Below are 25,554 nucleotides of genomic sequence, written 5' to 3'. Positions count from 1 at the left end.
GCCAGGCGCGCGCTGGTGTCGCCGCCGCCGGCTGCCGCGCCGGCGATGGCCATGGCGGCAGCACTTGCTGCCGAAACCGAGGCGCCGGCAGTCATGGCGCCGACGATGGCGGCGGCCACCGGCACGTTGCCGCCGGTCGAAGTGGCTGCGGTGTTGCCGATACTGGTGGCCACGGAAGCCACGGCCTGCAGTGCGACCAGGGTGGCGATGGCGTCGGTGCCGTTCAGGCCCATGCGCAGCAGCGATACCTCATTGCCCCACAGCTTCCAGGTCGCGGTGGACGCCTTCAAGGTGGACTTCCACCAGTCGCGCTGGGTGGCGCCCAGCATGGCGACGCCGGTCAGCGGGTCGGCGCCGGCCGCGGTGGCGGCAGCGATCTTCTGGCCCTCGACGTAGGTGTACAGGTCTTGCGCCACCAGGTAGCGCGCGCCGATGCTGCCCAGCGGCAGGCCGGTGGCAGGATTCGGCGTCTGTTCCGGCACCACGTGGTCGGCACGGAACAGGCGTTCATCGGTCATCACCAGCTGCATCAGCTTGCCGAACTTGAAGTCGCGGTAGATCTTGATGTTCTGGAAGCCGGTGGCGGCGCTGTCGAAAGTGACGTCGGCCGGCATGTACTCGAACCAGGCCTGGTTGGCGCTGCGGCGGCGCGGGGTATCGTGCTTCTCGCCTTCGGCATAGGTTTGAGTGTCTTGCCAGCAGTCGTCGCTGAATTCGTGGTCGTCCCAGATCGCGATGAAGGCGAAACGCTCGTGCACGGCCTGCAGCCGGCTGTCGGTGCGGTATTTCTTGTACAGGTAGCGGTAGTCGTCCAGGGTGGTGGCGTATTTCGCGCCCGAGACGCCGTTCTTGAAGGTGCCATTGGGCAGCGTCAGCGGGTCATGGCGTTTTTCGACGGCGCCGGCCTGGAAGGCTTCACCCACGGTCTCGTAAATATAGTCGCCCAGGTGGACGATGAAATCGAGCTGCTCGTTCCTGGCGATGTGGTCCAGCGCGCCCCAGTGGTTGATGCTCCAGTCCTGGCAGGTCAGGTAGGCGAATTTCAGCTGGTCGACGCTGACGTCAGCCGCCGGCGCGGTCTTGAAGCGGGCCACGTTGGAGCGCACGTCACCCGCGGTGAACTGGTAGAAATAGGCCTGGTTCGGCTGCAGGCCGGTGACCTTGTTGCGGATCGTGTTATCGAAATCGGCGTTCAGTTCCAGCTGCACGTCGACCACAGCGGCGCCATCAAGCGCTTTGTTGCTGCCCAGGGCCGAGGAATTATCGGCGGCGGTCACCTGCAGGCGAACGGTCACGCCGCTCTTGGCAGTGACGGTCGCCACGTCGTCCATGGACGCCGGAACGACGCGGGTCCAGAGCATGATGCTGTCGGAACGCGGGTCGCCGGAGGCCACGCTCTGCGGGAATTTCCAGTTGGCGCCGGTCGCAGGCGGGGTTCCCGGTGCGGGCGCCGGACTCGACGAGCCGCCGCCGCAGCCTACCAGGCCGCCGGTAGCAGCCGTCACAGTGATAAAGCCGCCCAATTTGATAAATTGCCGACGATCCATAGGTCTCCTTCATTGTAAAAGTTATGTTTTACGATATTAACTTTACAAGCAGATGAAATTCCCCGAGGAAATCTACTAAACGCGCCTTTCCAGGGAAAAGTCAGGCAATTGGTCGCTCCGGCGCGACAATTTCAGGCAGGGGCCGGTATGCTAGAATGTCGCCCTCGATTGCATACCGTCTAAGGAAGATTGAACATGGCTGGACACAGCAAATGGGCCAATATTAAGCACAAAAAGGCTGCAACGGACGCGAAACGCGGCAAAATCTGGACCCGCCTGATCAAGGAGATCACGGTGGCGGCACGCATGGGTGGCGGCGACCTGAACTCCAACCCACGCCTGCGTCTTGCAGTCGACAAGGCGGCTGACGCCAATATGCCGAAGGACAACGTGAACCGCGCGATCACCCGCGGCACGGGCGGCGGCGACGGCGCCAACTACGAAGAAGTACGCTACGAAGGCTACGGCATCGGCGGCGCGGCGATCATCGTCGACTGCATGACCGACAACCGCGTGCGTACCGTAGCTGAAGTGCGCCATGCCTTCAACAAGTACGGCGGCAATATGGGAACCGAAGGCTCGGTTGCCTTCATGTTCCAGCACACCGGCCAGTTCCTGTTCGCCCCGGGTACCGACGAAGCCAAGCTGATGGACGCAGCCCTGGAAGCCGGCGCCGAAGACGTGGTAACCGACGAAGAAGGCGGCATTGAAGTGCTGTGCGGCCCGCACGACTTCCCGGGCGTGAAGGACGCGCTGGAAGCGGCCGGCTTCAAGGCCGAAGTGGCGGAAGTGATCATGAAACCAGCCACCGAAACCGTATTCACCGGTGAAGACGCGGCCAAGATGCAAAAGCTGCTGGATGCACTGGAAAACCTGGACGACGTCCAGGAAATCTATACCAACGCTGTCATCGAAGAATAATCACCTATGAAGATCCTGGTAGTCGGCTCGGGCGGCCGTGAACACGCTTTGGCTTGGAAACTGGCGCAGTCGGAACGCGTCCAGATGGTCTATGTTGCGCCTGGCAATGGCGGCACAGCGCGCGACGTGCGCCTGCAGAATGTGCCGATCACCGACCTGGTGCAACTGGCCGATTTCGTCGAGCAAGAGCATATCGGCCTGACCGTGGTCGGCCCGGAAGTGCCGCTGGCTGCCGGCATCGTCAACCTGTTCCGCGCGCGCGGCCTGAAAGTTTTCGGCCCGACCAAGGAAGCGGCGCAGCTGGAATCGTCCAAGGACTTCGCCAAGGCCTTCATGAAGCGCCATGGCATCCCGACTGCGGAATACGAAACCTTCGCCGATGCCAAGGCTGCCCACGCTTTCGTGGACAAAACCGGCGCGCCGATCGTGATCAAGGCCGACGGACTGGCCGCCGGCAAAGGGGTGGTGGTTGCCATGACCCTGGAAGAAGCGCATGCCGCGGTGGACCACATGCTGTCCGATAACGCCTTCGGCGACGCCGGCGCACGCATCGTGATCGAAGAATTCCTGGCCGGCGAAGAAGCGTCCTTCATCGTCATGTGCGACGGCAAGAACGTGCTGCCGCTGGCCACTTCGCAAGACCACAAGCGCCTGATGGACAATGACCAGGGTCCGAACACCGGCGGCATGGGTGCCTACTCCCCTGCCCCGATCGTGACCCCGGCCATGCATGCGCGCGTGATGCGCGAGATCATCATGCCTACCATCCAGGGCATGGCGAAAGACGGCATCCAGTTCACCGGATTCCTCTACGCGGGTCTGATGATCGACGCTGCCGGCAATCCGAAGACGCTGGAATTCAATTGCCGCATGGGCGATCCTGAGACCCAGCCGATCATGGCGCGCCTGAAAACTGACTTGCTGGGCGTGATGGAACATGCCGTCAACGGCACCCTGGACCAGGTGGAACTGGAATGGGACCGCCGCACCGCCGTTGGCGTGGTGCTGGCTGCTGCCGGATACCCGGATGCGCCGCGCAAGGGCGACCATATCCACGGCATTCCGGCCGAAACGCCTGATTCCGTGACCTTCCACGCGGGTACGACCGATGACGCCGAAGGCAAGCTGGTAACCTCCGGCGGCCGCGTGCTGTGCGTGGTGGGCTTGGGTGACAACGTGAAGATGGCGCAGAAGCAGGCGTACGAAGCGGTCGACAAGATTGGCTTTGAAGGTGTGCAGTTCCGCCGTGACATCGGCTGGCGTGGCCTGAAACACTAAAACCGGTAACCCGGCCCGCGACCGCCGCGTATGGAAGGTGCCTGACCCCGCGGGTCAGACACCGGTTTACCGGTTTGACGAAAAAGAGCAAAGAAATGACCGCCCCCAACCCGCAAGAAGTCAAAGCCTGGCTGCTTGGCCTGCAGGACCGCATCATCTCCGCCCTGGAGAATGTGGACGGCAAGCCATTCCTGCGCGATGCGTGGGAACGCCCGGAAGGCGGCGGCGGCATTTCCCGCCTGATCGAAGAAGGCAACGTCTTCGAACGCGGCGGCTGCAACTTCAGCCACGTAACGGGCGCCAAGCTGCCTCCTTCGGCTTCCGCGCACCGTCCCGAGCTGGGCGGCCAGCCATGGGAAGCCATGGGCGTGAGCCTGGTACTGCACCCGCGCAACCCGTATGCACCAACGGTGCACATGAACGTACGCTTCTTCAGCACCAGCACCGCCGACGGCAAACCGGTATGGTGGTTCGGCGGCGGCATGGACCTGACGCCGTATTACGGCAACATGGACGACGCAAAGCACTTCCACGCAACGTGCCGCGACGCCCTGCAGCCGTACGGAGACGACCTGCACCCGAAGTTCAAGAAATGGTGCGACGAGTACTTCTACCTGAAGCACCGCAAGGAAGCGCGCGGCGTAGGCGGCATCTTCTTCGATGACTTCAACGCGCTGGGCTTCGAGAAGAGTTTTGAAATGACCCGCAGCGTAGGCGACGCATTCCTGGCCGCTTACCTGCCGATCGTGAACGCCCGCAAGGACACGCCATACGGTGAGCGCGAGCGCGACTTCCAGGCCTACCGCCGCGGACGTTACGTCGAATTCAACCTGGTGTTCGACCGCGGCACCCTGTTCGGCCTGCAGTCCGGCGGCCGTACGGAAGCGATACTGATGTCCATGCCGCCGATCGTCAAATGGCGCTACGACTGGCATCCGGAAGACGGCAGCGCGGAAGCGGCGCTGACTACCGACTTCCTCCCGCACCGCGACTGGCTGGCCGAGTGAAGCGCTGCATCGCACTGCTGGGAGGCAGTTTCGATCCGGTGCACAACGGTCATATCGCGCTCGGCAAACTCTTTGCTGAAAAGCTGAAGGCCGATGCGCTGCTGGTGATACCCGCCTTGCCGTGGCAAAAGGGCGCGCTCGTCGCGACGCCGCAGCAGCGCGTGGACATGCTGAACCTGGCCTTCCAAGGCCTGCCCTGCCCCGTCACGATCGACTGGCAGGAACTGGCGCGTGGCAGCGCCACATATACGATTGAAACGCTGCGGGCGATCCGCGCCGACGTGGGGCCCGATGTATCGCTGGCCTTCCTGATGGGCGCGGACCAGCTGCAGCGGTTGAACACCTGGCACGAATGGCGCAACCTGTTCGGCCTGGCCCACTTCTGCGTGGCGGCCAGGCCCGGCTTCGAGCTGGACGACGCCCACGTGCCGGCCGAGGTGGCAGCTGAATTCCAGCGCCGCCTGGCCACGCCGGATCAGGTCAGGAACACCCCGGCGGGCAGGACCATGCTGGCGGCCGATATGGCCGTCGACATTTCGGCGACTGCCATTCGTGCTGCATTACAACGGGGGGATGGGGCGAACTCGCTTATCCCACCGGTAGTGCTAGACTATATTGAACAACATAATTTGTATAAGAACTAAATAATGGATATCAAAAAACTGCAATCCATCGTCGTGGACGCCCTGGAAGACGTCAAGGGCCAGGAAATCGTCCTGTTCGACACCACCGGCCTGACCAGCCTCTTCGACCGCATCGCCATCGCTTCCGGTACCTCCAACCGCCAGACCAAGGCACTGGCTGCGTCCGTGCGCGACAAGGTGAAGGAAGCCGGCGGCGACGTGATCGGCATCGAGGGTGAAGATACCGGCGAATGGGTGCTGGTGGACCTGGGCGACATGATCGTCCACATCATGCAGGCGCCAATCCGCGCTTACTACCGCCTGGAAGAAATCTGGGGCGAAAAGCCGGTGAAGCTGGGCGCCGCCAAGCGCAAGTCCACCACCGAAGGCAAGGCAGCAGCTGCCAAGGAAGCCGCGCCGAAGAAATCCGGCCACCTGGCCGCCACCAAGGCTGCCAAGGCCGCCGAAGCCGTGGTCGAGAAAAAACCAGCGGCCAAGAAGCCAGGCACCGTGAAGGCAACCGCCGCTGCCGGCGCCGTGGCCAAGAAAGCCGCCGCCAAGAAGGCTGCGCCGAAGGTCGTCGCGCCGGAAGGCAAGAAAGTGAAGGTCGCTTCCACCAAGACCGCCGAGGCATCCGCCAAGGCCGCCAAGGAGAAGAAAGCCGCCGCCGCTGCCGCCACCCCGGTCAAGACCGTCATCAAGCGCCTGAAGAAGGCTGCTGCGGCTGAGTAAGCCTTGCAGCTGATCATCGCTGCGGTCGGCCATAAAATGCCGGCCTGGATCGAAAGCGGCTTCACCGAATACGTGAAACGCATGCCGCCGGAGTTGCGCATCGTGCTGAAGGAAATCAAGCCCGTTGAGCGTTCCGGCAGCAAGACCGCCGCCACCGCCATGGCCCTGGAAAGGGAGCGTATCGAGGCGGCCCTGCCCAAATCGGTGCGCATCATCGCCCTCGATGAACGCGGCAAGGACCTGACCAGCGTGGGCCTGTCCCAGCAGCTGGAAGCCTGGCAGCAGGATGGCCGCGATACCGCCTTCCTCATCGGCGGCGCCGACGGCCTCGATCCGGGGCTGAAAGCCAAGGCGGAAGGCATGATCCGCCTGTCCAGCCTGACCCTCCCGCATGGCATGGTGCGCGTCATGTTGGCCGAACAGTTGTATAGGGCGTGGACAATAACGCAAAACCACCCTTATCATCGTGTCTAACCCTTAAGGCAAACGATGAAACTGGTCGAAAAGAAGATCTACCTGGCTTCCAAGAGTCCACGCCGGCGCGAATTGCTGCGCCAGATCGGCGTCGACTTCGAGCTGCTATTGCTGCGCAACGACGGCCCGCGCGGGCCGGACGTGAGCGAGGAAGTCAATGCCGGCGAGGAACCGCTGGCCTATGTCGGCCGCGTGGCCCAGGAAAAAGCGGATTTCGCCTGGGACATGATCCAGAAGCGCCGCCTGATCCTGCGCCCCGTACTTGCCGCCGACACCACCGTCACCATCGACGGCGAGATCCTCGGCAAGCCGGCCAATGTGCGCGAAGCGACCGACATGCTGCACAAGCTGTCGGGCCGCACCCATCAGGTACTGACCTCGGTGGCCGTGCATTCGGCCGATTTTTCCGGCCATATCACCCAGATTTCCGACGTCCGCTTCGGCAAGCTGACGGAAGCCGAGATCAAGACCTATTGCGCCACCACCGAGCCTTACGACAAGGCCGGCGGCTATGGCATCCAGGGCCTGGCCGCCCTGTTCGTTGAACATATCGAAGGCAGCCATTCCGGCATCATGGGCCTGCCGCTGTACGAAACGGCGCAGCTCTTGCGCCAGGCAGGATTAAAGCTTCCCTGATGAACGAAGACATCCTCATTAATATCACGCCGCAGGAAACCCGCGTCGCCCTGATCATGCAGGGTTCGGTGCAGGAACTGCATATCGAACGCACACTGACGCGCGGCCTGGCGGGCAACGTCTATTCCGGCAAAGTGGTCCGGGTGCTGCCCGGCATGCAGTCGGCTTTCATCGACATCGGCCTGGAACGCGCGGCCTTCCTGCACGTGGCCGACATCTGGGAAGCGCGCCCGCATGACGGCGCGCAGAACGCCCAGCCGACCCCGATCGAGAAGCTGCTGTTCGATGGCCAGGTGCTGACCGTGCAGGTGATCAAGGATCCGATCGGCACCAAGGGCGCACGCCTGTCGACCCAGATTTCCATCGCCGGCCGCATGCTTGTCTACCTGCCGCAGGACGGCCATATCGGCATCTCGCAAAAGATCGAGAAGGAATCCGACCGCGAAGCCCTGCGTGCGCGCATGCAAAGCCTGCTGCCGCCGGAAGAAAAAGGCGGCTACATCGTGCGCACCCAGGCGGAAGACGCTTCGGACAGCGACCTGCAGGCCGACATCGAATACCTGCGCAAGACCTGGGGCGCCATCTGCCACGGTGCGCGCACCCGCCCGCCGACTTCCCTGCTGCACCAGGACTTGAGCCTGGCCCAGCGCGTGCTGCGCGACTTCGTGCACGACGAAACGGCCACCATCCAGGTCGACTCGCGCGAGAACTTCCTGTCGCTGACGGAATTCGGGCGCGTCTACACGCCTTCCGTTCTGCAGCGCCTGACGCACTACACCGGCGAGCGCCCGCTGTTCGACCTGTACGGCGTGGAAGAGGAAATCCACCGCGCCCTCGGCCGCCGCGTCGACCTGAAATCCGGCGGCTACCTGATCGTCGACCAGACCGAGGCCATGACGACCATCGACGTCAACACCGGCGGTTTCGTCGGCGGCCGCAATTTTGCCGACACCATCTTCAAGACCAACCTGGAAGCGGCGCACGCCATCGCGCGCCAGCTGCGCCTGCGCAACCTGGGCGGCATCATCATCCTCGACTTCATCGACATGGAGAACAACGAGCACCGCAACGCCGTGCTCGCGGAACTGAAGAAAGCCCTGGCGCGCGACCGCACCAAGGTCTCCGTCTCCGGCTTCTCCGCGCTGGGACTGGTGGAGATGACCCGCAAGCGCACGCGCGAATCGCTGGCCCACATCCTGTGCGAACCTTGCCCCGCCTGCGAAGGCAAGGGCCAGGTCAAGACCTCGCGCACCATCTGTTACGAGATCCTGCGCGAGCTGCTGCGCGAAGCCAAGCAATTCAACCCGCGCGAATTCCGCATCCTCGCCTCGCAGGAAGTGGTCGACCTGTTCCTGGAAGAAGAATCTCAGCACCTGGCGATGCTGGGCGACTTTATCGGCAAGAAGATCTCGCTGCAGGTGGAATCCAGCTACCACCAGGAACAGTACGACGTCATCCTGATGTAGCCTTGGCTGGCGCAACGCCATAGCGCGCCAGGACAGCCTGCCATTCCGCGTCGCGCTGCAATGCCTGAATCGCCGCCGCCAGGCGCTGCGCTGTCGCGGGCGGCAAGCTTGGGGATAGCAGGATGTGCCGCAGGAAGTCGCCGCCCGGCTCCGGTGTCGCCACCAGTTCCTGCAGCTCGGGGGAATTTTCCGCCAAGGCGTGGAAATGCAGGCGGTTCAAGAGCGTGAAGTCGATACGGCCAGCGATCAGCTTACGCAGGTTGGTCGTTTCATCGGCCACTTCTTCGTAATGCAACTCTCCGCGCCGCCCCATGCCGTCCAGGAAGCGGTACACATTGCCGCGTACGGCGCCAAAACGCAGGCCGCGCAAGGACGCAGGCATCTGGCTGGCCGGCACATGGCCTGCTTTGAACACCAGCACATTATGGTCCGCAAACAGCGGCGCGCTCCAGCCAACCCGGCTGGCCAAGGGCTCCCTGAGAAAGGTCGGCGAGAGAAACAGGGCGATGCCGTCGATCTTGCCCTGGCCCTGGTTTGCCATCGCCAGGAAACGGGCGCGCGGCACATTTTCCAGAACGAAGCTGTCCGGCCCCATATGACGGTTCAACGCTTCCACCAGTTCGGCCGCCAGCCCGTGCCCATCCGGCAGCACGAAGGGCGGATGCAGGTAGGTGTTGTAGGCCGGGTAGCTAGCCGAAAAAGCCCATAGAGGCCAGGCGAGCAACAACGTCAGCACAGTGCGCAGGAGCTTTGCCATGCCGCCATCCTAGCCCAAAAACGAAACTTACCTCGCGGCCATATTTAGAGTTACCATCATGAAACCAATCCTGGGGAGGAGATCGCGATGAAGAACCTGAAAATAGGGGCGCGTCTTGGTTTGGCTTTTGCCGCCGTGCTGGTGCTGCTGGCTGCAATGACAGTGGTGGGCATCATGCGCCTGCAAAGCGCGAGTGCGAAGACCGAGGCCTTGGTCGCCGAGAACGTGCGCAACGAGCGGCTGGTAGCGGAGTGGCAGAAGGTGGTCGAAGTGAATGCGGCGCGTACCACAGCGGCGTATATGGTGTCCGATCCCGAGCAGCAGAAATCCATCGAAGCGCAAATGAAGGCCGCCTCCGGCCGTGCCACGGAAATCCAGGACTTGCTGGCCAAGCTTCTGGAAAATCCTGCCTCCCGCAGCGCCTACGAAAAAGTGCTGGCCAGCCGCAAAGCCTACGTCGACCAGCGCAAGGCGGTCTACAAGGCCAAGGCCGACGGCGATATGGAAACCGCGCAGCGCCTTTTCGTCGACATGGAGGCGCGCCGCGTCACCTACCTCAGTGCGCTGGACGAAGTGACGGCAGCCGAGCACCGCAACCTCGATGCGGTCGCCAGTGAAATCCAGGCCGGCAACCACAGTGGCCGCAACCTTTTGATCACGCTGGGCGTAGCGGCGGTCATGCTGGGCATTGGCTTTGCGTGGATGACTACCCGATCCATCGTCAAACCCCTCAATGAAGCGTTACAGATTGCGCAGACCGTTGCGGACGGAGATTTGAGCCGCCGCATCGAAGCGCACGGCGACGACGAAGCGGGCCAGCTGCTGAAAGCCCTGAAAGCCATGAACGACAGCCTGGCCGGCATCGTGAGCGAGGTACGGCATGGGACCGAAAGCATCGCCACCGCGTCGCAGCAGATCGCCTCCGGCAACCATGACCTGTCGGCCCGCACCGAGCACCAGGCCAGCACACTGGAAGAAACCGCGTCCTCGATGGAGCAGCTCACTTCCGCCGTGCGCAACAACGCCGACAATGCGCGCACCGCGCGCGACCTGGCGGCCACCGCTTCCGACGTGGCGACACGGGGCGGCAGCGTGGTCAGCGAAGTGGTTCACACCATGGGTTCGATCAATGCCGCGTCGACCAAGATTGTGGACATTATTGCGGTCATCGACGGCATCGCTTTCCAGACCAATATCCTGGCGTTGAATGCCGCGGTGGAGGCGGCGCGCGCCGGTGAACAGGGGCGCGGCTTTGCCGTCGTGGCAAGCGAGGTGCGCAGCCTGGCGCAACGCAGCGCGCAGGCGGCAGGCGAGATCAAGGACTTGATCAACAATACAGTGCAGCAGGTGCAGGCCGGCAGTGAACTGGTGAACCAGGCGGGCAGCACCATGGATGAAGTGGTGGCCAGCATCCAGCGCGTCACCTCCATCATGTCGGAGATCGCATCGGCCAGCAGCGAGCAGACGGCGGGCATCGAGCAGGTCAACCAGGCTATCGTGCAGCTGGATAACGTGACGCAGCAGAACGCGGCGCTGGTGGAAGAGGCTGCGGCTGCGGCGACAGCCATGCAGGACGAAGCCGGCCGCCTGACCGGCCAGGTCGGCCGCTTCAAGCTGGCTTGATCATTTTTCGGCCGCTGGAGGCGGCGCACGCTTCGCCTCCTCCGCCGCATTGCGGATCATCGCCAGCGTTTGCAGAGGCAATGGAACCACGTTCGCGTTCCGCACCAGGATGCCGCCACGTTGCAGCACAGGGTCGAGAAGTTCGCGGCAAAGCGCCCATTGCTTCAGCTGGAAAGCCACCATTCCGGTGATTACCTGTCCGCTGAAAAACCCGCCATTGTTCCACGTACCGCGCCGCAGGGGATCGCGCGAATTGCCTTCGATGTCCGGATTGCCCTCGCGCAGCAGGTGCAGGACCGTATGCAGATTTTCAAGCCACGCAAACCATGGGAAAGCGCGTTCCGCGATCAGGCGCCGCGCCTCGGCCCTGCAATCGAGCAAATCCTGCTCGTTGCATACCACCCAGGTCGTGTCTTTCGGCCGCTTGAAATGAAACATGACCTTGCGCAGGTGGCATTCCGCGGCGGACGGGTATAGCTGGCCATCCACTTCTTTCATCGGCCCGCCAATCGGGTTGGGAGGAGCGAAAGTGAAATAGCGGCCCACTTCAAGGATGGGGGAATCGCGGCGCGCAGTGACCGTGTCGATGAAGCCAATTTCCACCACATCTATCCAGTGCGCGCTACGCCGCCATGCAATCGTTCCCTTGAAGGGTGCGAACCCATGCGCCGCCAGCAATGGCTGCAAGGCCTCGACCAAGGCCATGCGCACTGTCTTGCGCGGCATGGTCTGCGGCGGAATGTGCGCCGGCAGCAAGCGCGCGATCATGTCGGTGAGGTGGAAGCCCATAAGTGGGCTGAGTATAGCGTTATTGTTTATGCAAAAAGCTATCGAAAAATCACGGCAATGGCGCTGGCCAGTGCTTGCGGTTGTTCGAGGGGGATCAGGTGGCCGGCTCTTGGTATGGTCACCAGTTGCGCGCCGGGGATGCCTGAGGCCAGTTCACTTGCTTCTTCCGGACTGCGCAACTGATCTTCGGCGGCTGCCACCACCAGCGTCGGACATTGGATGCCGGACAGGCGGCTCGTATCGGCATCGCGCACGATCAGCGACTGGCGCACGAAGACTTCACGGCCAAGGCGTTCGCCCATGATGCGCACATGTGCGATCAGCGCCTCGTTAGCGGCGTTGTCCGGATGCAGCGATTGGGCGATGGCTGCGCGTCCCAGGCCGCGGAAGGCGCCGATCGGATTGGCGCGGGCGGCCTTGCTGCGCTGTTCGACCTGCTGCAGCGAGTCGGCGCGGCTTGAAGTGGCGACCAGCGCCAGCGTCTGCACGCGATCCGGCGCCAGCCGCACGATTTCACGGGCGACGTAGCCGCCCATCGAAAAACCCAGCAAGCTGAATTGCGGCGGGCATTTGGCCAGGATGGCCTGCGCCATGGCGGCAATGGAATCGCCTTCGGCCAGGCTGGCGAAATGCAGCGGGAGTTCGGGAGGAAGGAAGGGCAGCATGCCATCCCATAAGGCGTCGTCCAGCATATAGCCGGGAATCAGGACCAGCGGTGTCATAAGCGAAGTATATCCGGTGCCAGGACCTGGCACCGGGGTCCTTATTCAATGCCCCATCATCTCATTCCACTGCGGCAGCAGCACGATGCTGTTGGGATTGAGGCCGGCGTTCTTCAGCGTATCCATGCTGGTAACGACAGCCCCGCTCTGCAAGTCGATCACGGTGACCGAGCCATCGCTCATGCCCGGCAGGTTAAGCAAGGCATTCTGCACAAAGGCGTATTTGCCGTCCTTGGTAAAGGCCACGTGGTGCGCGCCCTCCGCCGCGGCAATGGACTTGAGCAGCTTGGGTTCCCCCGCTTTGGCCGAAATGTCGAAGATGTGCAGCTGGCCCGGCTTGGCGCTGGTTACATACATGCGCGAAGCCTGCTTGTTGAAATAGATTTCCAGCGGCACGCCGGCCTTGGCATCGGCAAAGTCATAAACCTGCGCCACCTCGAAATCCTTCTTCGCAGGATTCCAGCTGGCGGTCCACAAAGTGCCGCCATACATATTGGTGACATAGGCCACGGCGGGCTTCGCGTTCGGCACGAACAGGACTTCCACCGGCGCCTCGCCCGCAGGCGAAGCCTTCTTCGATACCTTGTAGGTGCCAAGCACTTTGCCGCTGCTCGCTTCCACCGCGCTGATCACCTCCCCGGCGTCGCCCAGGTCGGAACCGCGCACGGTAGACGTCAGCAGGATGCGGTCCGCGCCGCCGGAGACGGCCAGCCCGTGCGGGTAAGGCGCCGCCACTTTGATGGTATTGAGCACCTTGTCGCTCATGGCGTCGCCTACCACCATGGCCTGGCTGCCCATGCAGCTGATGTACCAGCGTTTGTGGTCGGCCGAGAACGCGACGTCCTCGCCCATGACGCAATTGGGGATACTCACGGTCGTCATGGCGTAGTCCTTGGACTTCATGTCCATTACGCGCAGCTCGCTCTTGCCCAGCGCCGTGACATAGGCCTTGCTCATGTCGTGGTTATAGAAGATGTGGTGCGCCACCAGGTCGGAAGGCAGCGGAATGTCCTTGACGATCTTGCCGAAGGTCCTGGAATTCGGGTCGACATCGACGATCGCGATGCCCTCCTTGCGTGCCGCCGGCGCCACAGGATTCTTGAGCGCCTTGAGCGATTCGGGAGACTTGGTTTCGTAGTTCATCATCGCCAGGATTTCGGCGCTGGCCAGGGCGGGGATGCCCAGGGCGACTGCGACGGGAAGCAGGAAACGGATACGCATGGTCCACTCCTTCTTTGCAGGGTCAGACATTGAATATTACGCCTGCGCGGCTAGAATCACCATATGCGCCTGCCCCGCCATGACTGGTTGTTTGCAACGCTAACGCTGTTGGCGGGCGCCCCTGTATGGGCCGCGCAACAGAATGCCAGTTTCGAAGTAAAACAGCAGCGCATTGCCGATCCGGCGCCCACGGTGCGCGTGCCGCAGGGCGATACGCTGGTCCTGGAATTGCGCAGCGATGCCCCGATGGACCTGCACCTGCATGGCTACGACCTGCAACTGGCGCTGAAGGCAGGAACGCCGGGCCGCCTGCAGCTGCAAGCGCAGGTACTTGGCCGCTATCCTCTGGCGGCGCACGGCAAAGGACATCACCACGCACCCGCCCTGCTTTACGTGGAAGTTGTTCCGCGATGAAGCGCTGGCTGCTGGCAGCCATTCCCTTGCCGGCGCTGGCGCACGGCTTCGGCCAGCGCTTTGACCTGCCGCTGCCGCTGTGGATGTTCATGAGCGGGGCCGGTGCGACGGTGGCGGTGACTTTCCTTCTGCTGGCGCGACAAGGCGATTTGCAGCCACGCCCGCCCGGGCAAGCCATCACGGTGCTTGAGCGCATCCCCATGCGCGGCGCACTGGAGACAGCGTTGCGTGCGGTGGTGCTGGCCCTGTACCTGCTGGTCATCTGCGCCGGCTTCATCGGCACCCAGAATCCATTCAAGAATATCGCACCTCCCATGGTGTGGGCGGTCTGGTGGGTCGGCATGGCCTTCATCTCCGCCCTGCTGGGCGACCTGTGGGCGCTGGTCAATCCCATCGACACCATTTACCGCTGGACGCTGGGCGAACGCCCCGGCAAGCTGGCCTGGCCAGCCTGGGCCGGCGTGTGGCCCGCCGCCATCCTCTTCTTCGTGTTCGTGAACATGGAGCTCAATTGGGAAGGCAGCGAGCAGCCCGCCAGCCTGGCGGCGGCGATGCTGGCCTACTCCTGCCTCACGTGGCTCGGCATGTTCTGTTTCGGGCGCCGCTGCTGGCTGGAACACGGTGAAGTATTTGCTGTGGTCTTTGGCCTGCTGGCGCGCTTCGCCCCGAATCAGGTGCAGGGCGGACGCTGGCAGTTGCGCCCCTTCGGCGCAGGGCTGCTGGTGGAAGCTCCGCTCGGCTGGCCGCATATTGTGCTGGTGATGCTGATGCTGTCCTCCGTCAGCTTCGACGGTTTGCTGGAGACACAACCCTGGCTGGACCTGCAAACGGCGTTCGATGCGCCGCCCGCCTTGCTGCGCGCCGGCGCCCTATGCCTGCTGCCCGCGCTGTTCCTGCTCGCCTACCTAGGCGTGTGCCGGGCGATTGCCGGGTGCGGCGGCGGCGCCGGACTGGCGCAAACTGCCGGCTGGTATGTACTGACGCTGGTACCGATCGCCATTGCCTACCATTTCGCCCACTACCTGTCGTTCCTGGCGATGGCGGGGCAATACCTGATTCCCCTGGCTTCCGATCCGCTCAACCTGGGCTGGAACTTGTTCGGCACGCGCTTCTATTTCATCCGCCTGGGCATCGTGGATGCGCGCATGGTCTGGTACGTGTCGCTGTTTGCCATCGTGGCCGGCCATGTGGCGGCCGTGTGGCTGGGGCACCAGACCGCGCTGCGCCAGTTCGGCGCGCGCGCCGCCCGCAGCCAGCTGCCGATGCTGGCGCTGATGGTGACTTATACCTTGCTAAGCCTGTGGATCATTGCCCAGCCGATCGTCAACGGTTGAGCATCGGCTCCAGCGTCTGCCACACCTGGCCGGCGCCGATGCCGTGCATGCAGTTCTGGTGGCCGAGCGGACACTCGCGCTGGCGGCACGGCGAGCAATCCAGGCGCAGCGAAATCGAAGCAGCCATATCGGAAAATGGCGGCGCGTGATCGGGATCGGTCGGGCCGTAGATGGCGATCACCGGCCGGTTCAGCGCGGACGCCACGTGCAGCAGGCCCGAATCGTTGCTGACCACCGCCGCCGAACGGGCGATCAGGGCCACCGCATCGGACAGCGTAGTCTTGCCGGCCAGGCTGGCCAGGCCGGGCGGCGCACCGGCCGCGGCAATCACCTCTTCGCAAGCCGGGCCATCCTTGGGGGAGCCGAGCAGCGCGACCTGGGCCTGCGGGTCACGCTCCAGGATGCGCTGGGCGAGCTGGCCGAAATGGGCCGGCGGCCAACGCTTGGCGCCGCCGAATTCGGCGCCCGGAGCGAATACCACCAGCGGGCGGGCCGGATCGATTCCGGTCTTGGCGCAAGCCGCAGCGATTTGCGCCGCGCCGGCTGCCATGCGCGGCTTGGGCAGGCTGCCGCGCAGCGGGCCGCCCGGTGCATCGGCCAGCGCCGCATAGAACGGCACCATGGGACGCGGCGGCGCATCGTCATGGTGCATCACATTAATCAGGCCGTAACGGCTCTCGCCCTTGTAGCCGACCCGGCGCGGAATGCCGGCTAGCCATGGGATCAAGGCATACTTGATGGTGTTGGGCAGGATGTAGGCATCGGCATAACCGCGCTGGCGCAGCAGCCGCGCATAGCGCCAGCGCTCCTTCAGCTGCAGCGAACCGTGGCGGAACGGCGTTTCCAGCACCTCGGCCACTTCCGGCATCTGGCGCCAGACCGGCGACACGGCCGGCGGCGCCAGCACGTCGATCGGGCGCTCCGGGTGCGCCGCTTTCAAAAGCTGGAGCAGCGGTTGTGCCATGACGGCGTCGCCGATCCAATTGGGCGAGATCACCAGGGTGCGGGCCGATTGCGGGTTCATGTCATCGAATTTCCAGTTCTTTTGGCCAAGCATTATTACCGATTGCAGCTAGGGCAACAACACCGGACTGCACGCAGTCCGCCCCGGCCCGGCTGCTATAATCGACGCTTTTCGGCCACCTTCGGTGACGATATCTCATTGCCTTTAATACAAGATTCAACGCCTGCCAAGATGCCCCTGCTTGCTGCTCTCCTGATTTTTTCCTTACCGGCGATCGCGCTGACAACGAAGTTCGGGGTCGGCACCGTCCTGGGCCTGACGCTGATCCTGTTTGCCTTGAATTTACGCGAAGGCGTGCTTGATTGTTATCGCGACAACTGGCCCAAAGTGCGTCCCATGGTGCTGGCGTTCAGCGCCTTCTTCCTGGTCTCGCTGCTGCGCATGATTTTCGACCACCAGCCGCTGCGCACCCTGGATGGTCCCTCGCGCATGTGGTTCGGCCTGGCAGCCATCGGCGTATTTTGCCACCTGAAATCCGAGCCGCGTCCTTTCTGGCTGGGCCTTTACCTGGGCAGCATCGCTGGCGCCGTGGTGGCCGTGGTGCAGGTGGCGGTGCTGGGCATGGAGCGCGCCGACGGCTTTACCCATCACGCCATCACTTTCGGCGACCTGGCCATCGCCATGGGCATGATGGCCATCTGCAGCCTGAATCCTTCGTCCAGGATGCGCTACCTGCCGATGCTGGCCCTGCTGGCCGGCCTGGTGGCTTCGGTGCTGTCCGGTTCGCGCGGCGGCTGGCTGGCCATGCTGCTGGCCGTGGTGCCGCTGGTGCGCTATGGCCACAGCATGCATGGCAAACACTTGCTGCTGGCGCTGGGCGCGACCGCCGTACTGTCCATATTGGCCTATTTCATCCCGGCGACCGGCATCGCGCTGCGCGTGCACGAGGGCATATCCGACGTCCAGGGTTACTTCGCGCGCGGGGACGCCACGACCTCGCTGGGCATCCGCCTGGAACTGTGGAAAGCGGCCTGGCTGATGTTCCAGGAACATCCTTGGCTCGGCGTCGGGCGCGATAATTTCGACATGGCGCTGCATGCCCTGGCCGACCGCGGCCTGCTGCAGCAGTCGCCGGCGCTGACTTATTCCAGCGCACATAACGATGCGCTGCATTTCCTGGCCACCGGCGGCCTGCTCGACTTCAGCCTGCTGATCGCCATGTACGTGGCGCCGTTCCAGTTCTTCCGCAAGATGTTCCACGCGCCCGATCGCGGCCAGCGCCGGATGGCCCTGGCCGGCATGGTGCTGGTTCTGTGCTTCGTCGGCTTTGGCCTGACGGACGTGATGTTCTGGCTGATGGCGCCCAAACTGTTCTACGTCACGATGGCGTGCAGCATGGCCGGCATGTGCCTGTACCTGACCGGCGGCGCCATCCAGCCGCCGCGCCGCATCCTGATTACCCGCACCGACAATATCGGCGACGTGGTGCTGACCCTGCCGATTGCAGGCTGGCTGAAACAGCACTACCCGGATGTACACATCACCTTCCTGGTACGCCGTTACGCGGCCGACACCGTTCGCCAGTGCCGCCACGTTGATGCCGTACTGGCGGTAGACGACTTGCCGGACCTGGCGCAAGGCCTGCGCGCCGCCGCCTTCGACACGGTCCTGCTGGCCTTCCCGCAGCGCGGCATCGCCAAGGCCGTCAAGCGCGCCGGCATTGCGCGCCGCATCGGAAGCGGGCGCCGTTTCTACCATTGGTGGACCTGCAACGAACTGGTCTACTTCAGCCGCGCCAGGTCGCACCTGCATGAAGCCCAGCTCACCTTCGAGCTGCTGCGCCCACTGGGGCTGCACGACATCCCGCCGCTGCAAGACGTCTGGCCGATGTACGGGCTGAGCGCGCCCGTCAGCGCCAAGGTCGACGCGCTATTGGGCGAGCAGGGCTATCACGTGATCCTGCACACCAAATCCAACGGCAACGGCCGCGAATGGCCGCTGGGTCATTTCACCGAGCTGGCCCGCCTGTTGCAAGCGCATGGCGATATCAAGCTGTGGCTGACCGGCAGCGCCGCGGAAGGCGAACTGCTGGCGCAGCAGGCGCCCGCGCTGCTGGCCCTGCCCAATGTGAACAATATCTGCGGCAAGCTGGAATTGCGCGAGCTGCTGGCGCTGATCGGCCGCGCCGATGGCCTGGTGGCCAGCGGCACCGGGCCGCTGCACGTGTCGGCCGCGCTGGGACGCAATACGCTGGGACTGTTCCCGCCGATCAAACCGATCGACATCGCGCGCTGGGGTGCGCTCGGCCCGCATACGACCAACCTGAGCACCAGCCAGGCTTGCGGCAAGTGCCAGGACAAGGCAGCCTGCAGCTGCATGGAGGCGATCACGCCGCAGCAGGTGCGCGACGTGATCGTCGGCTGGCGCGCGCTGCGCCGGGACGCGGCCTGAGGCTTATTCGCGCAGGGCGACGCGCACCAGGTCGGCCACGTTGTCCACGCCCAGCTTGGCCATCAGGCGCGCCTTGTGCACTTCCACCGTGCGCACGCTGATATTGAGCTGGGGCGCGATCTCGCGGTTGTGGCGGCCCATCACCACCAGTTCGAACACTTCGCGCTCGCGCGGCGTCAGTTCGGCCAGCAGCTGGTCGCGCTGGTTGCGCCGGTCCTGGTCCTGGCGCTGGCGCTGCTGCATCGAGAAGGCTTCTTCGATGGCGGCAATCAGCTTGTCGTCATCGAACGGCTTTTCCAGGAAGTCCACGGCGCGCGCCTTGAAGGCTTCACGCGCCGAGCTCACGTCGCCATGGCCGGTCACGATGATGACCGGCAGCAGGCAGCCCATCTCGCTCAATTTGCGCTGCAGGGTCAGTCCGTCCATGCCGGACATGCGGATATCGGCTACCAGGCAGCCGGACCATTCGGGCAGCCAGGCCTGCAAAAAAGCTTCGGCGCTGGCGAAAACGGCGGTACGGTAGCCGCGCACGCTCAGCAGCAGGCCAAGTGCGTCGCGCAGCGAAGGATCATCATCGACGATGAATACGGTAAGGTTTGACAAGGCTATTCTCCAGAGTCCAGCGCCGGCAGTATAAATCGAAAGACGCCATGGGCGGCAACTTCTGCCCATAAACTACCGCCATGCGCCTCCACGATGGAGCGGCTCAGCACCAAACCCAGGCCCATGCCGGTGGCCTTGGTCGAGACAAATGGCTCGAACAGACGCCCCAGCGCCTGCTGCGTCAAGCCATCGCCGCTGTCCTCCACGGTGAAGCGCAGCTTGCCGCCGGCATTCTCCGCCGTGACGCTGATGCTGCGCTCGCCGGCCGGGCGCATGCGCACCGCATCCAGCGCATTGGCCAGCAGGTTGCGCAGCACCAGCTCAATCTGCAGGCGGTCTACCTGCACCAGCAGCGGCGGCATTTCAGCGATGACCAGCTGCACGCCATGTTCGGCGAACTGGGGCCGGAACTGCTGCACGATGCCGGACAGCAGGTCGGCGGCGCCGACGTTTTCCAGCTGCATGGCGCCGGTGCGGAAGAAGTCACGCAAGCGCTTGACCACGTCCGCCGCCCGCGCCGACTCGTTGATCATCTGGCCAATGGCATTTTTCAGCAGGTCGCCCGCTTCGCCACGCGCCAGCAAATGCTCGCAAGCCTTGCCATACACCGCCAGCGCCGTCATCGGCTGGTTCAATTCATGCGCCAGCGCCGCCGCCATTTCGCCAGCCGCCGCCAGGCGCAGGGTCTGCTTCAATTCCTCCGCCACCTGGCGCCGTTCGTCGACCACGATGCCGATGAAGAAGCCGACCAGGGCCAGAACCGCGTCCAGCATCTGTAGCTCCGACACGGTGATGTTGTTGGCGTGGTTGGCCCGGACCAGCGTGACGATCGCCATCTGCAGCACGAATACCACCAGCACCGCGCCATTCACTCCCTGGCGCGAGGCGGCCCAGATCAGCGGCAGGAACAGGAAATAGAAATGCTTGAATTCGGATGTGACGATATAGCCGAACACCGCCCATAGCACGAAGATCGCCAGCGCCAGGTAGCCCAGGGTTTCCGGCTTCCAGGTCGCCTCGCGCAGCTGCTCGCGCGTTACCGGGTCGGCCAGTTTCAACAGCAGCGGCATGCTGACCACCACCCCCACCAGGTCGCCAAAGCCAAAGCGCCATACGGCGCGCAGCCATTCGCTCCAGGGCACCATGCCCAGCCCCGCCAGCAGGCTGATATGGCCCACCGCATTCAGCATCGTGCCGGCAGCCACGATGGCCAGCCAGCGATAGAAGCTTTCCCGGCTGCTGAAGATCGACAGTCCGCCCAGCACGTGGCGCAAGGCCTCGCCAAGCAGGCCGTAGCCCAGGATCAGCCATGCCGCCGTCAACAAGGTGCCCGGCCAGCCGAGCGGCATGCCGCGCACCAGCACCTCGCCGGCCACCAGGGCCAGGAACCAGGGCAGCGCGGCGCGCCGGCCATAGACCAGCCAGAACACCAGGCCCAGCGCCGTATCCGGGTTCCATGGGGTGATATTCAGGCCGAGCAGCGGCTCGACATAGCTGACCCAGTCGAATAACAGGTAGGCGGCCAGGAACGCGGCCGTCGCCGGCAAAAACGAAAAACGCATAAGGAAAAAAACGCAACTAAGTGTTTAACGTAGCAGGCTTGTTCATTTTTGAAATAAGCCGCATTGAAACATGTGTTGATCCAAGGAAATCCATAAGCGATGCACGTAGGGGTCATCACAGTATTGCTCACCTATTTGTGGGCAATTAGCATTATTAGATTGTAACGCACTGTTTCACTTAAATAACGCAATGTATCTGCACGCAATCACGCTGCGTTCCGGACTGGAACCCAAATCTTCGCTGTCCCGGCTCACCGCGGCGCTGAAACTGCATGCCCGCGCCATGACCACGCCGCGCCTGACGCGCGGCTGGCTGGAATTGCTCAACTCCCACCCATCCTTGCGCGAACTGGCCAACGTCCAGCCGCGCCTGATCCACAAGATTTACCGTCCCTGGCTCAGCAAGCGGCTATGCCAGCGGCGCCGCCTGGCGGCCTTGGGCGACCACTACCGTTTTATCGTCCAGGAAGGCTTGGGGGATGCGGTGCTGCAGGCCGCACGCGGCGGATTGCGGCTGGCCAGTTTCGCGGGAAAGTCGGGGGCCCACTATACCATCGATCTCAGGGCCATTGTCCCGATGGAACGCGAAGGCGAGCTGGTGCTGCAGCTGATGTGCCAGGGCACCCTTGTGTACTCCCTGGCGTTTTCCTTCGTGCAGGAAGGCCAGTTGCGCCAGCTCGGCATCGGCTGCGTGCAGGGTCCGCAATGCGGCGCCGGGCTCGAACTGGCGCGCGAAGCCACGCGCGACCTGCACGGCCTGCGTCCCAAAAATCTGCTGGTGCGCCTGGCGGGCCAGCTGGGCCACGCCTGGGGCTGCGAACACCTGGTCCTGGTGGGCAACCGCAACCGTACTGTCTGCGTCAAATCCGTGCGCAAGGGCAAGGTCAAGGCCGACTATGACAGCCTGTGGCAGGAACTGGGCGCAAGCAGGCGCCCGGATGGCGACTGGCAGATGGGGTGTGCGCCCCTGCAGGCGCCGGATTTGGAGGAAGTTCCATCGAAGAAACGCGCCGAGATGCGCCGTCGCTACGAATTGATGACCCAGGTCAACTTTGCCGTGCTGAGTTCACTCGGCCGCTAATCTTGCATGGCCTGCGCCGCCCAAGCGGAGTAGAATCAAGGCGTTACGCCAGCCTGTGCGTAGGACTTAGTTGAAGGGAGATGAAGATGCGCCTGGATATCTATCGTCGTGCCGAACACAACGGCATTTTTTCCTACCTCGCCGTGCCAGAGGGCAAACCCATCCCGCAAGAAGCCATCAACACCGACTGGCTGCCAGCCGAGCAATCGCTGGAAGTCGATGATGATGTGCAAGTCCTGCCTCATTACCATATCGATAGCCTGACCCAGCAAATGGGAAGTAAAGGCTACGCCATCACCGCGCTAAAAGACATGTAGTTAGCCGAACAGGTCGTCCAGGCCGGGCGGGCGGGTGCCTGTCTGCGGCTTGGCGCGGCCTTTGCGGCCGGTGTACTCTTCTTCGATATTGTCGCGGTAGAAGCTCCACGCGCTGCCCGAGGTGGACAGGCGCTGCCATACGTCGCGGCCGACGCTGTCGTAATCGATGGCGCTGCCGTCGTCGAATTCGACGCGCAGCACGCGCGTGCGCTCGTCGTAGCCGATGGCGCGCAGCTTGCCTGCGTTGATGCGTTTCATTTCCATCTCAAATCCCCTTTCCTTGACGCCGTTGCGCGCGCTCGACCAGTTCACGCGCTTCGGAAAACAATTCCGGATGCGCTGCGGCGCAGGTGGCGCGCTCGCTGGCGATACGCTGGCGGTCCTGCTCCAGGTTCTGCAGGTTCAGGTCCATGCCGAATGTGCCGGCCGGCACACCGGACAGCATACGCTGCATCATCACTTCGCCCAGCGCCGGCTTGTAGTGGCCCGCTTCCCAGTACCAGTGCGTGCGGCCTTTGTCGCCTGGGCCGGGAATCGGCTCGCAGTTGAACTCGCCAAAGCCGCTGAAATCATGCAGCATGATGCGCGCCTGCGGGTAGCGGGCGCGCGCCGCTTCCACTTCTTCCAGCACGATGTACTTCCACTCCTCGAAGCGAGGCCATAAACCGCTCGCTTCATACAGCGCCATCAGCTGCGCGTGGTAGGCGTAGAACAGCAGGTGCACCTCGACGCCCGGGTTGTCGCGCGCGGACGCATCCAGCAAAGTGCGCAGCTCTTCATGCAGGCCGCCGCGATCGAGGTCGCCGGGCGCCTTGCGCACCAGCGTGGCGGCATTCTCTTCCGCGCGCTGGCGGAAGATCTTGTAATAGCCCTCATAGCGCACGTACTTTTCATATTCGCTGAGCGGGTTCAGGCCGCGCTCGGTCATGGTTTCGGCTTCGCTGTCGCGCTGCATGGCGAAGGTGGTGGCGGCATCGCGCAAGGAGCCCAGCGACAGCAGGCTTTCCACCCTCCAGAGCCAGCCCCTCATGGCCGCCGGCACCGGCCGCGCGCCGCCGTGCTGCCCCGGCGCCAGCAGCGCGTCGTGGAACTCGATGCCGGCGATCACGCGCCTGGGCTTCACGCCAGTACTGCGCAAGTACTGCAGCTGCCCCACCGCCACCATGGTGCCGGTGCCGGCCAGGCCGAGGTTGTAGGCGCCGCCGCCCAGCGCAGGGCTGTCCGGATCGAAGCCCACTTCGACGCGAGAATTCCCGACCAGGAACTGGGTTGCGCCAACACGTTCGGCGCCCGCCAGCTTGATCTCGTTGCGGAAGCGGGTCGGCACCGGCTTTTTGGCATTCAGGCCAGGCTTGCGCAGCACGCCGTACAAATCGTAAGGATCGGCCAGCACGACCACGCTGGCGACCAGCATGAAGCCCCCCAGCATGGCCAGGCCCAGTTTGCGCAGGTAATGATGATGCGAGACGTTCGGCATGGTCAGAACTGGAAATAGAGGAATTCGCTGGGACGCGAAAGCGCCAGCATGCAGGCCACGGCCAGCAGGCCGGCGGCCAGTGCGGGACGCGGCGACGGCCGCCAGGAAAGGCGCGCCGGCGCAGCTGTGCCGTCATGGTCCAGCGCCGGCGAGAAGCGGTGCATGATCTGCTGCGTGTTCGGCGCGAAGAATGCGACCAGCGCCGCCACCACCACCCAGGTCCAGGTTTCAATGAACTGCGTACCGCCGCCCAGCGACCAGCCGATGCCCAACTGCTCCAGCGTATGCGCAAAGCCGCCCAGCCGCGCACCGATTGCATCGGGCAAGGTCACGCCTGCATGCCCGGCCATGCCGGCCACGATGCGCAGCGCCGAAGGCAGGTCCGCCGCGCGGAAGAACACCCAGGCGAAAGACACGGCGGCAAAAGTCAGCGCCCACGCCGCCAGGCGTCCCATGCGGCCGCCGCTGCCCTTCCAGCCCATGCGGTCCTTGAACATCTGCCAGGCGTGCGCAATGACCAGGTACAGGCCATGCAGCCCGCCCCACAGCACGAAGTTCCAGCTGGCGCCGTGCCACAGGCCGCCCAGCAGCATGGTCACCATCAGGTTGGCTTTGGCGCGCACCGCACCGTGCCGGTTGCCGCCCAGCGGAATGTACAGGTAATCGCGCAGGAAGCGCGACAGCGTCATATGCCAGCGGCGCCAGAATTCGACGATATTGAAGGACTTGTAGGGCGAATTGAAATTCAGCGGCAGGTGCACGCCGAACAGGCGCGAGAGGCCGATCGCCATGTCCGAATAGCCGGAAAAATCGAAGTACAGCTGGAAGGCATATGCCAGCACGCCGCCCCATGCCACCAGCAGCGTGGGCTCGCCCGGCGCCGCGAACAGCGTGTTGGCATATGGCGCAAGCGTATCGGCCAGCAGCGTCTTCTTGGCCAGGCCGATGATGAAAATCGTGGCGCCGACGGAAAAATTATCGGCGCGCGGGACGGCATTTCGCGGGTCTGCGAACTGCGGCATCATTTCCTTATGGTGCAGGACGGGACCGGCCACCAGGTGCGGGAAGTAGGTAACGAACAGCAGGTAATGGATAAAGCGCCCCTCCTGCACAAAGCCGCGCGCCGTGTCGACCAGGAAGGCGATCTGGGTGAAGGTGAAGAACGATATGCCGATCGGCAGCACCACCTGCAAGGCATCCGAATGATGGCCGGTCAGGCTGGTGTAGAAGAAGTTCGCGTATTTGTAGTAGCCAAGCAGCACCAGATTGGCGGCGACCGCGCCGGCCAGCCACCGCTTGCGCGCCCGGCCCTGCGCACGGCGGATCGCTTGCGCGCAGCCATAGTTGATCAACACGGAGCCAAGCAGCAACGGCACGTAGCGTACGTCCCACCAGCCGTAAAAGAACACGGAGGCCAGCGCCAGCCATGCCACACCCCACGTCGGGTTGCGCCGCGCGAGCAGGAAATAGCCGGCCAGGGTGAGCGGCAGGAAGCCTAGCAGGAAGCTGAATGAGTTAAATAGCATGGTTGAAAATGTTATCACCCATGCAATAG

The 25,554-nt window shown here is 63.6% G+C and carries 25 protein-coding genes; 14 read left to right on the top strand and 11 right to left on the bottom strand.

Features of this window, described 5'->3' with window-relative positions; translation table 11 throughout:
* Positions 1-1,547 (bottom strand): alkaline phosphatase D family protein (locus tag GM658_RS07770; protein ID WP_211841830.1); only part of this gene is annotated, 1,547 nt, incomplete at its 3' end.
* A gap of 195 nt (positions 1,548-1,742) precedes the next feature.
* Here GM658_RS07770 and GM658_RS07765 point away from each other — a divergent pair.
* From GM658_RS07765 to rng, 8 genes are all read left to right on the top strand, one after another.
* Positions 1,743-2,468, top strand: a complete 726-nt coding sequence (locus GM658_RS07765) for a YebC/PmpR family DNA-binding transcriptional regulator (RefSeq protein ID WP_155453426.1) — start codon at positions 1,743-1,745, stop codon at positions 2,466-2,468.
* Positions 2,469-2,474: 6 nt separating this feature from the next.
* Positions 2,475-3,746 carry a phosphoribosylamine--glycine ligase gene (gene purD, locus GM658_RS07760; protein WP_155453425.1) on the top strand — a complete coding sequence of 424 codons (1,272 nt, stop codon included), beginning with the start codon at positions 2,475-2,477 and terminating at the stop codon, positions 3,744-3,746.
* Between the two features lie 95 nt (positions 3,747-3,841).
* Complete coding sequence (gene hemF, locus GM658_RS07755; RefSeq protein WP_155453424.1) at positions 3,842-4,753, top strand: oxygen-dependent coproporphyrinogen oxidase; 912 nt, start codon at positions 3,842-3,844, stop codon at positions 4,751-4,753.
* Positions 4,750-5,397 carry a nicotinate-nucleotide adenylyltransferase gene (locus GM658_RS07750; protein ID WP_371865055.1) on the top strand — a complete coding sequence of 216 codons (648 nt, stop codon included), beginning with the start codon at positions 4,750-4,752 and terminating at the stop codon, positions 5,395-5,397. The genes hemF and GM658_RS07750 overlap by 4 nt, the downstream gene beginning before the upstream one ends.
* Positions 5,398-5,400: 3 nt before the next feature.
* Positions 5,401-6,108 carry a ribosome silencing factor gene (rsfS, locus tag GM658_RS07745; RefSeq protein WP_155453422.1) on the top strand — a complete coding sequence of 236 codons (708 nt, stop codon included), beginning with the start codon at positions 5,401-5,403 and terminating at the stop codon, positions 6,106-6,108.
* Positions 6,109-6,111: 3 nt separating this feature from the next.
* Entirely contained in the window at positions 6,112-6,582 is a 471-nt protein-coding gene (gene rlmH / locus GM658_RS07740; protein WP_130310589.1) for a 23S rRNA (pseudouridine(1915)-N(3))-methyltransferase RlmH, read from the top strand.
* A 15-nt stretch (positions 6,583-6,597) separates the two neighbouring features.
* Entirely contained in the window at positions 6,598-7,218 is a 621-nt protein-coding gene (locus tag GM658_RS07735) for a Maf family protein (RefSeq protein ID WP_155453421.1), read from the top strand.
* The gene (gene rng, locus GM658_RS07730) at positions 7,218-8,684 is read left to right on the top strand and encodes a ribonuclease G (protein ID WP_155453420.1); all 1,467 of its coding nucleotides are present in this window, start codon (positions 7,218-7,220) and stop codon (positions 8,682-8,684) included. The genes GM658_RS07735 and rng overlap by 1 nt, the downstream gene beginning before the upstream one ends.
* Here rng and GM658_RS07725 read toward each other — a convergent pair.
* On the bottom strand, positions 8,671-9,441 hold the full coding sequence (locus tag GM658_RS07725) for a substrate-binding periplasmic protein (RefSeq protein ID WP_155453419.1): 771 nt from the start codon (positions 9,439-9,441) through the stop codon (positions 8,671-8,673). The two genes, rng and GM658_RS07725, sit on opposite strands and share 14 nt — an antisense overlap.
* 87 nt (positions 9,442-9,528) lie before the next feature.
* Between GM658_RS07725 and GM658_RS07720 the strand changes: the two genes are divergently transcribed.
* Positions 9,529-11,064 (top strand): methyl-accepting chemotaxis protein, encoded by a 1,536-nt coding sequence (locus tag GM658_RS07720; protein WP_155453418.1) that lies wholly within the window; start codon positions 9,529-9,531, stop codon positions 11,062-11,064.
* Here the strand turns inward: GM658_RS07720 and GM658_RS07715 are convergent, their stop codons facing one another.
* The 3 genes from GM658_RS07715 to GM658_RS07705 are packed head-to-tail and all read right to left on the bottom strand — an operon-like array spanning position 11,065 to position 13,796.
* Positions 11,065-11,853, bottom strand: coding sequence for a hypothetical protein (locus GM658_RS07715; RefSeq protein WP_155453417.1), 789 nt, complete (start codon positions 11,851-11,853; stop codon positions 11,065-11,067).
* Positions 11,854-11,891: 38 nt separating this feature from the next.
* Positions 11,892-12,575, bottom strand: coding sequence for an alpha/beta fold hydrolase (locus GM658_RS07710; protein WP_155453416.1), 684 nt, complete (start codon positions 12,573-12,575; stop codon positions 11,892-11,894).
* A gap of 45 nt (positions 12,576-12,620) precedes the next feature.
* Positions 12,621-13,796 carry a YncE family protein gene (locus GM658_RS07705; RefSeq protein ID WP_155453415.1) on the bottom strand — a complete coding sequence of 392 codons (1,176 nt, stop codon included), beginning with the start codon at positions 13,794-13,796 and terminating at the stop codon, positions 12,621-12,623.
* A gap of 63 nt (positions 13,797-13,859) precedes the next feature.
* On the opposite strand from GM658_RS07705, the gene GM658_RS07700 reads away from it, so the two are divergent.
* Positions 13,860-14,210 carry a cupredoxin domain-containing protein gene (locus tag GM658_RS07700; RefSeq protein ID WP_155453414.1) on the top strand — a complete coding sequence of 117 codons (351 nt, stop codon included), beginning with the start codon at positions 13,860-13,862 and terminating at the stop codon, positions 14,208-14,210.
* The gene (locus GM658_RS07695) at positions 14,207-15,544 is read left to right on the top strand and encodes a hypothetical protein (protein ID WP_155453413.1); all 1,338 of its coding nucleotides are present in this window, start codon (positions 14,207-14,209) and stop codon (positions 15,542-15,544) included. Before GM658_RS07700 ends, GM658_RS07695 begins: the two co-directional genes overlap by 4 nt.
* On the opposite strand, the gene waaF is transcribed toward GM658_RS07695, so the two are convergent.
* Entirely contained in the window at positions 15,534-16,601 is a 1,068-nt protein-coding gene (gene waaF / locus GM658_RS07690; protein ID WP_229416802.1) for a lipopolysaccharide heptosyltransferase II, read from the bottom strand. The two genes, GM658_RS07695 and waaF, sit on opposite strands and share 11 nt — an antisense overlap.
* Before the next feature lie 138 nt (positions 16,602-16,739).
* Here waaF and GM658_RS07685 point away from each other — a divergent pair, with 138 nt between their 5' ends.
* Positions 16,740-18,959, top strand: coding sequence for a glycosyltransferase family 9 protein (locus tag GM658_RS07685; RefSeq protein ID WP_229416801.1), 2,220 nt, complete (start codon positions 16,740-16,742; stop codon positions 18,957-18,959).
* A 3-nt stretch (positions 18,960-18,962) separates the two neighbouring features.
* On the opposite strand, the gene GM658_RS07680 is transcribed toward GM658_RS07685, so the two are convergent.
* The gene (locus GM658_RS07680) at positions 18,963-19,562 is read right to left on the bottom strand and encodes a response regulator transcription factor (RefSeq protein ID WP_229416800.1); all 600 of its coding nucleotides are present in this window, start codon (positions 19,560-19,562) and stop codon (positions 18,963-18,965) included.
* A 2-nt stretch (positions 19,563-19,564) separates the two neighbouring features.
* Complete coding sequence (locus tag GM658_RS07675; RefSeq protein WP_155453410.1) at positions 19,565-21,124, bottom strand: sensor histidine kinase; 1,560 nt, start codon at positions 21,122-21,124, stop codon at positions 19,565-19,567.
* Positions 21,125-21,314: 190 nt separating this feature from the next.
* On the opposite strand from GM658_RS07675, the gene GM658_RS07670 reads away from it, so the two are divergent.
* Both GM658_RS07670 and GM658_RS07665 read left to right on the top strand, forming a co-directional pair.
* A complete protein-coding gene (locus GM658_RS07670) occupies positions 21,315-22,205 on the top strand; it encodes a VirK/YbjX family protein (protein ID WP_155453409.1) in 891 nt (296 codons plus the stop codon).
* Positions 22,206-22,291: 86 nt separating this feature from the next.
* Complete coding sequence (locus tag GM658_RS07665) at positions 22,292-22,522, top strand: DUF6139 family protein (protein WP_155453452.1); 231 nt, start codon at positions 22,292-22,294, stop codon at positions 22,520-22,522.
* On the opposite strand, the gene GM658_RS07660 is transcribed toward GM658_RS07665, so the two are convergent.
* From GM658_RS07660 to GM658_RS07650, 3 genes are read right to left on the bottom strand one after another with little or no spacing between them, the layout of a single operon-like run.
* Positions 22,523-22,780: a KTSC domain-containing protein gene (locus GM658_RS07660; protein ID WP_229416799.1), complete on the bottom strand. Its 258-nt coding sequence runs from the start codon at positions 22,778-22,780 to the stop codon at positions 22,523-22,525.
* A gap of 7 nt (positions 22,781-22,787) precedes the next feature.
* Entirely contained in the window at positions 22,788-23,999 is a 1,212-nt protein-coding gene (locus tag GM658_RS07655; RefSeq protein WP_155453407.1) for a hypothetical protein, read from the bottom strand.
* A 2-nt stretch (positions 24,000-24,001) separates the two neighbouring features.
* A complete protein-coding gene (locus tag GM658_RS07650) occupies positions 24,002-25,525 on the bottom strand; it encodes an MBOAT family O-acyltransferase (RefSeq protein WP_155453406.1) in 1,524 nt (507 codons plus the stop codon).
* Positions 25,526-25,554 lie beyond the last annotated feature (29 nt).

It is taken from the genome of Massilia eburnea (assembly GCF_009720745.1).
Classification (GTDB): Bacteria; Pseudomonadota; Gammaproteobacteria; order Burkholderiales; family Burkholderiaceae_D; genus Rugamonas; species Rugamonas eburnea.
Note: the sequence above shows the minus strand (reverse complement) of the source record. Positions and strands in the feature narration are given on the sequence as shown.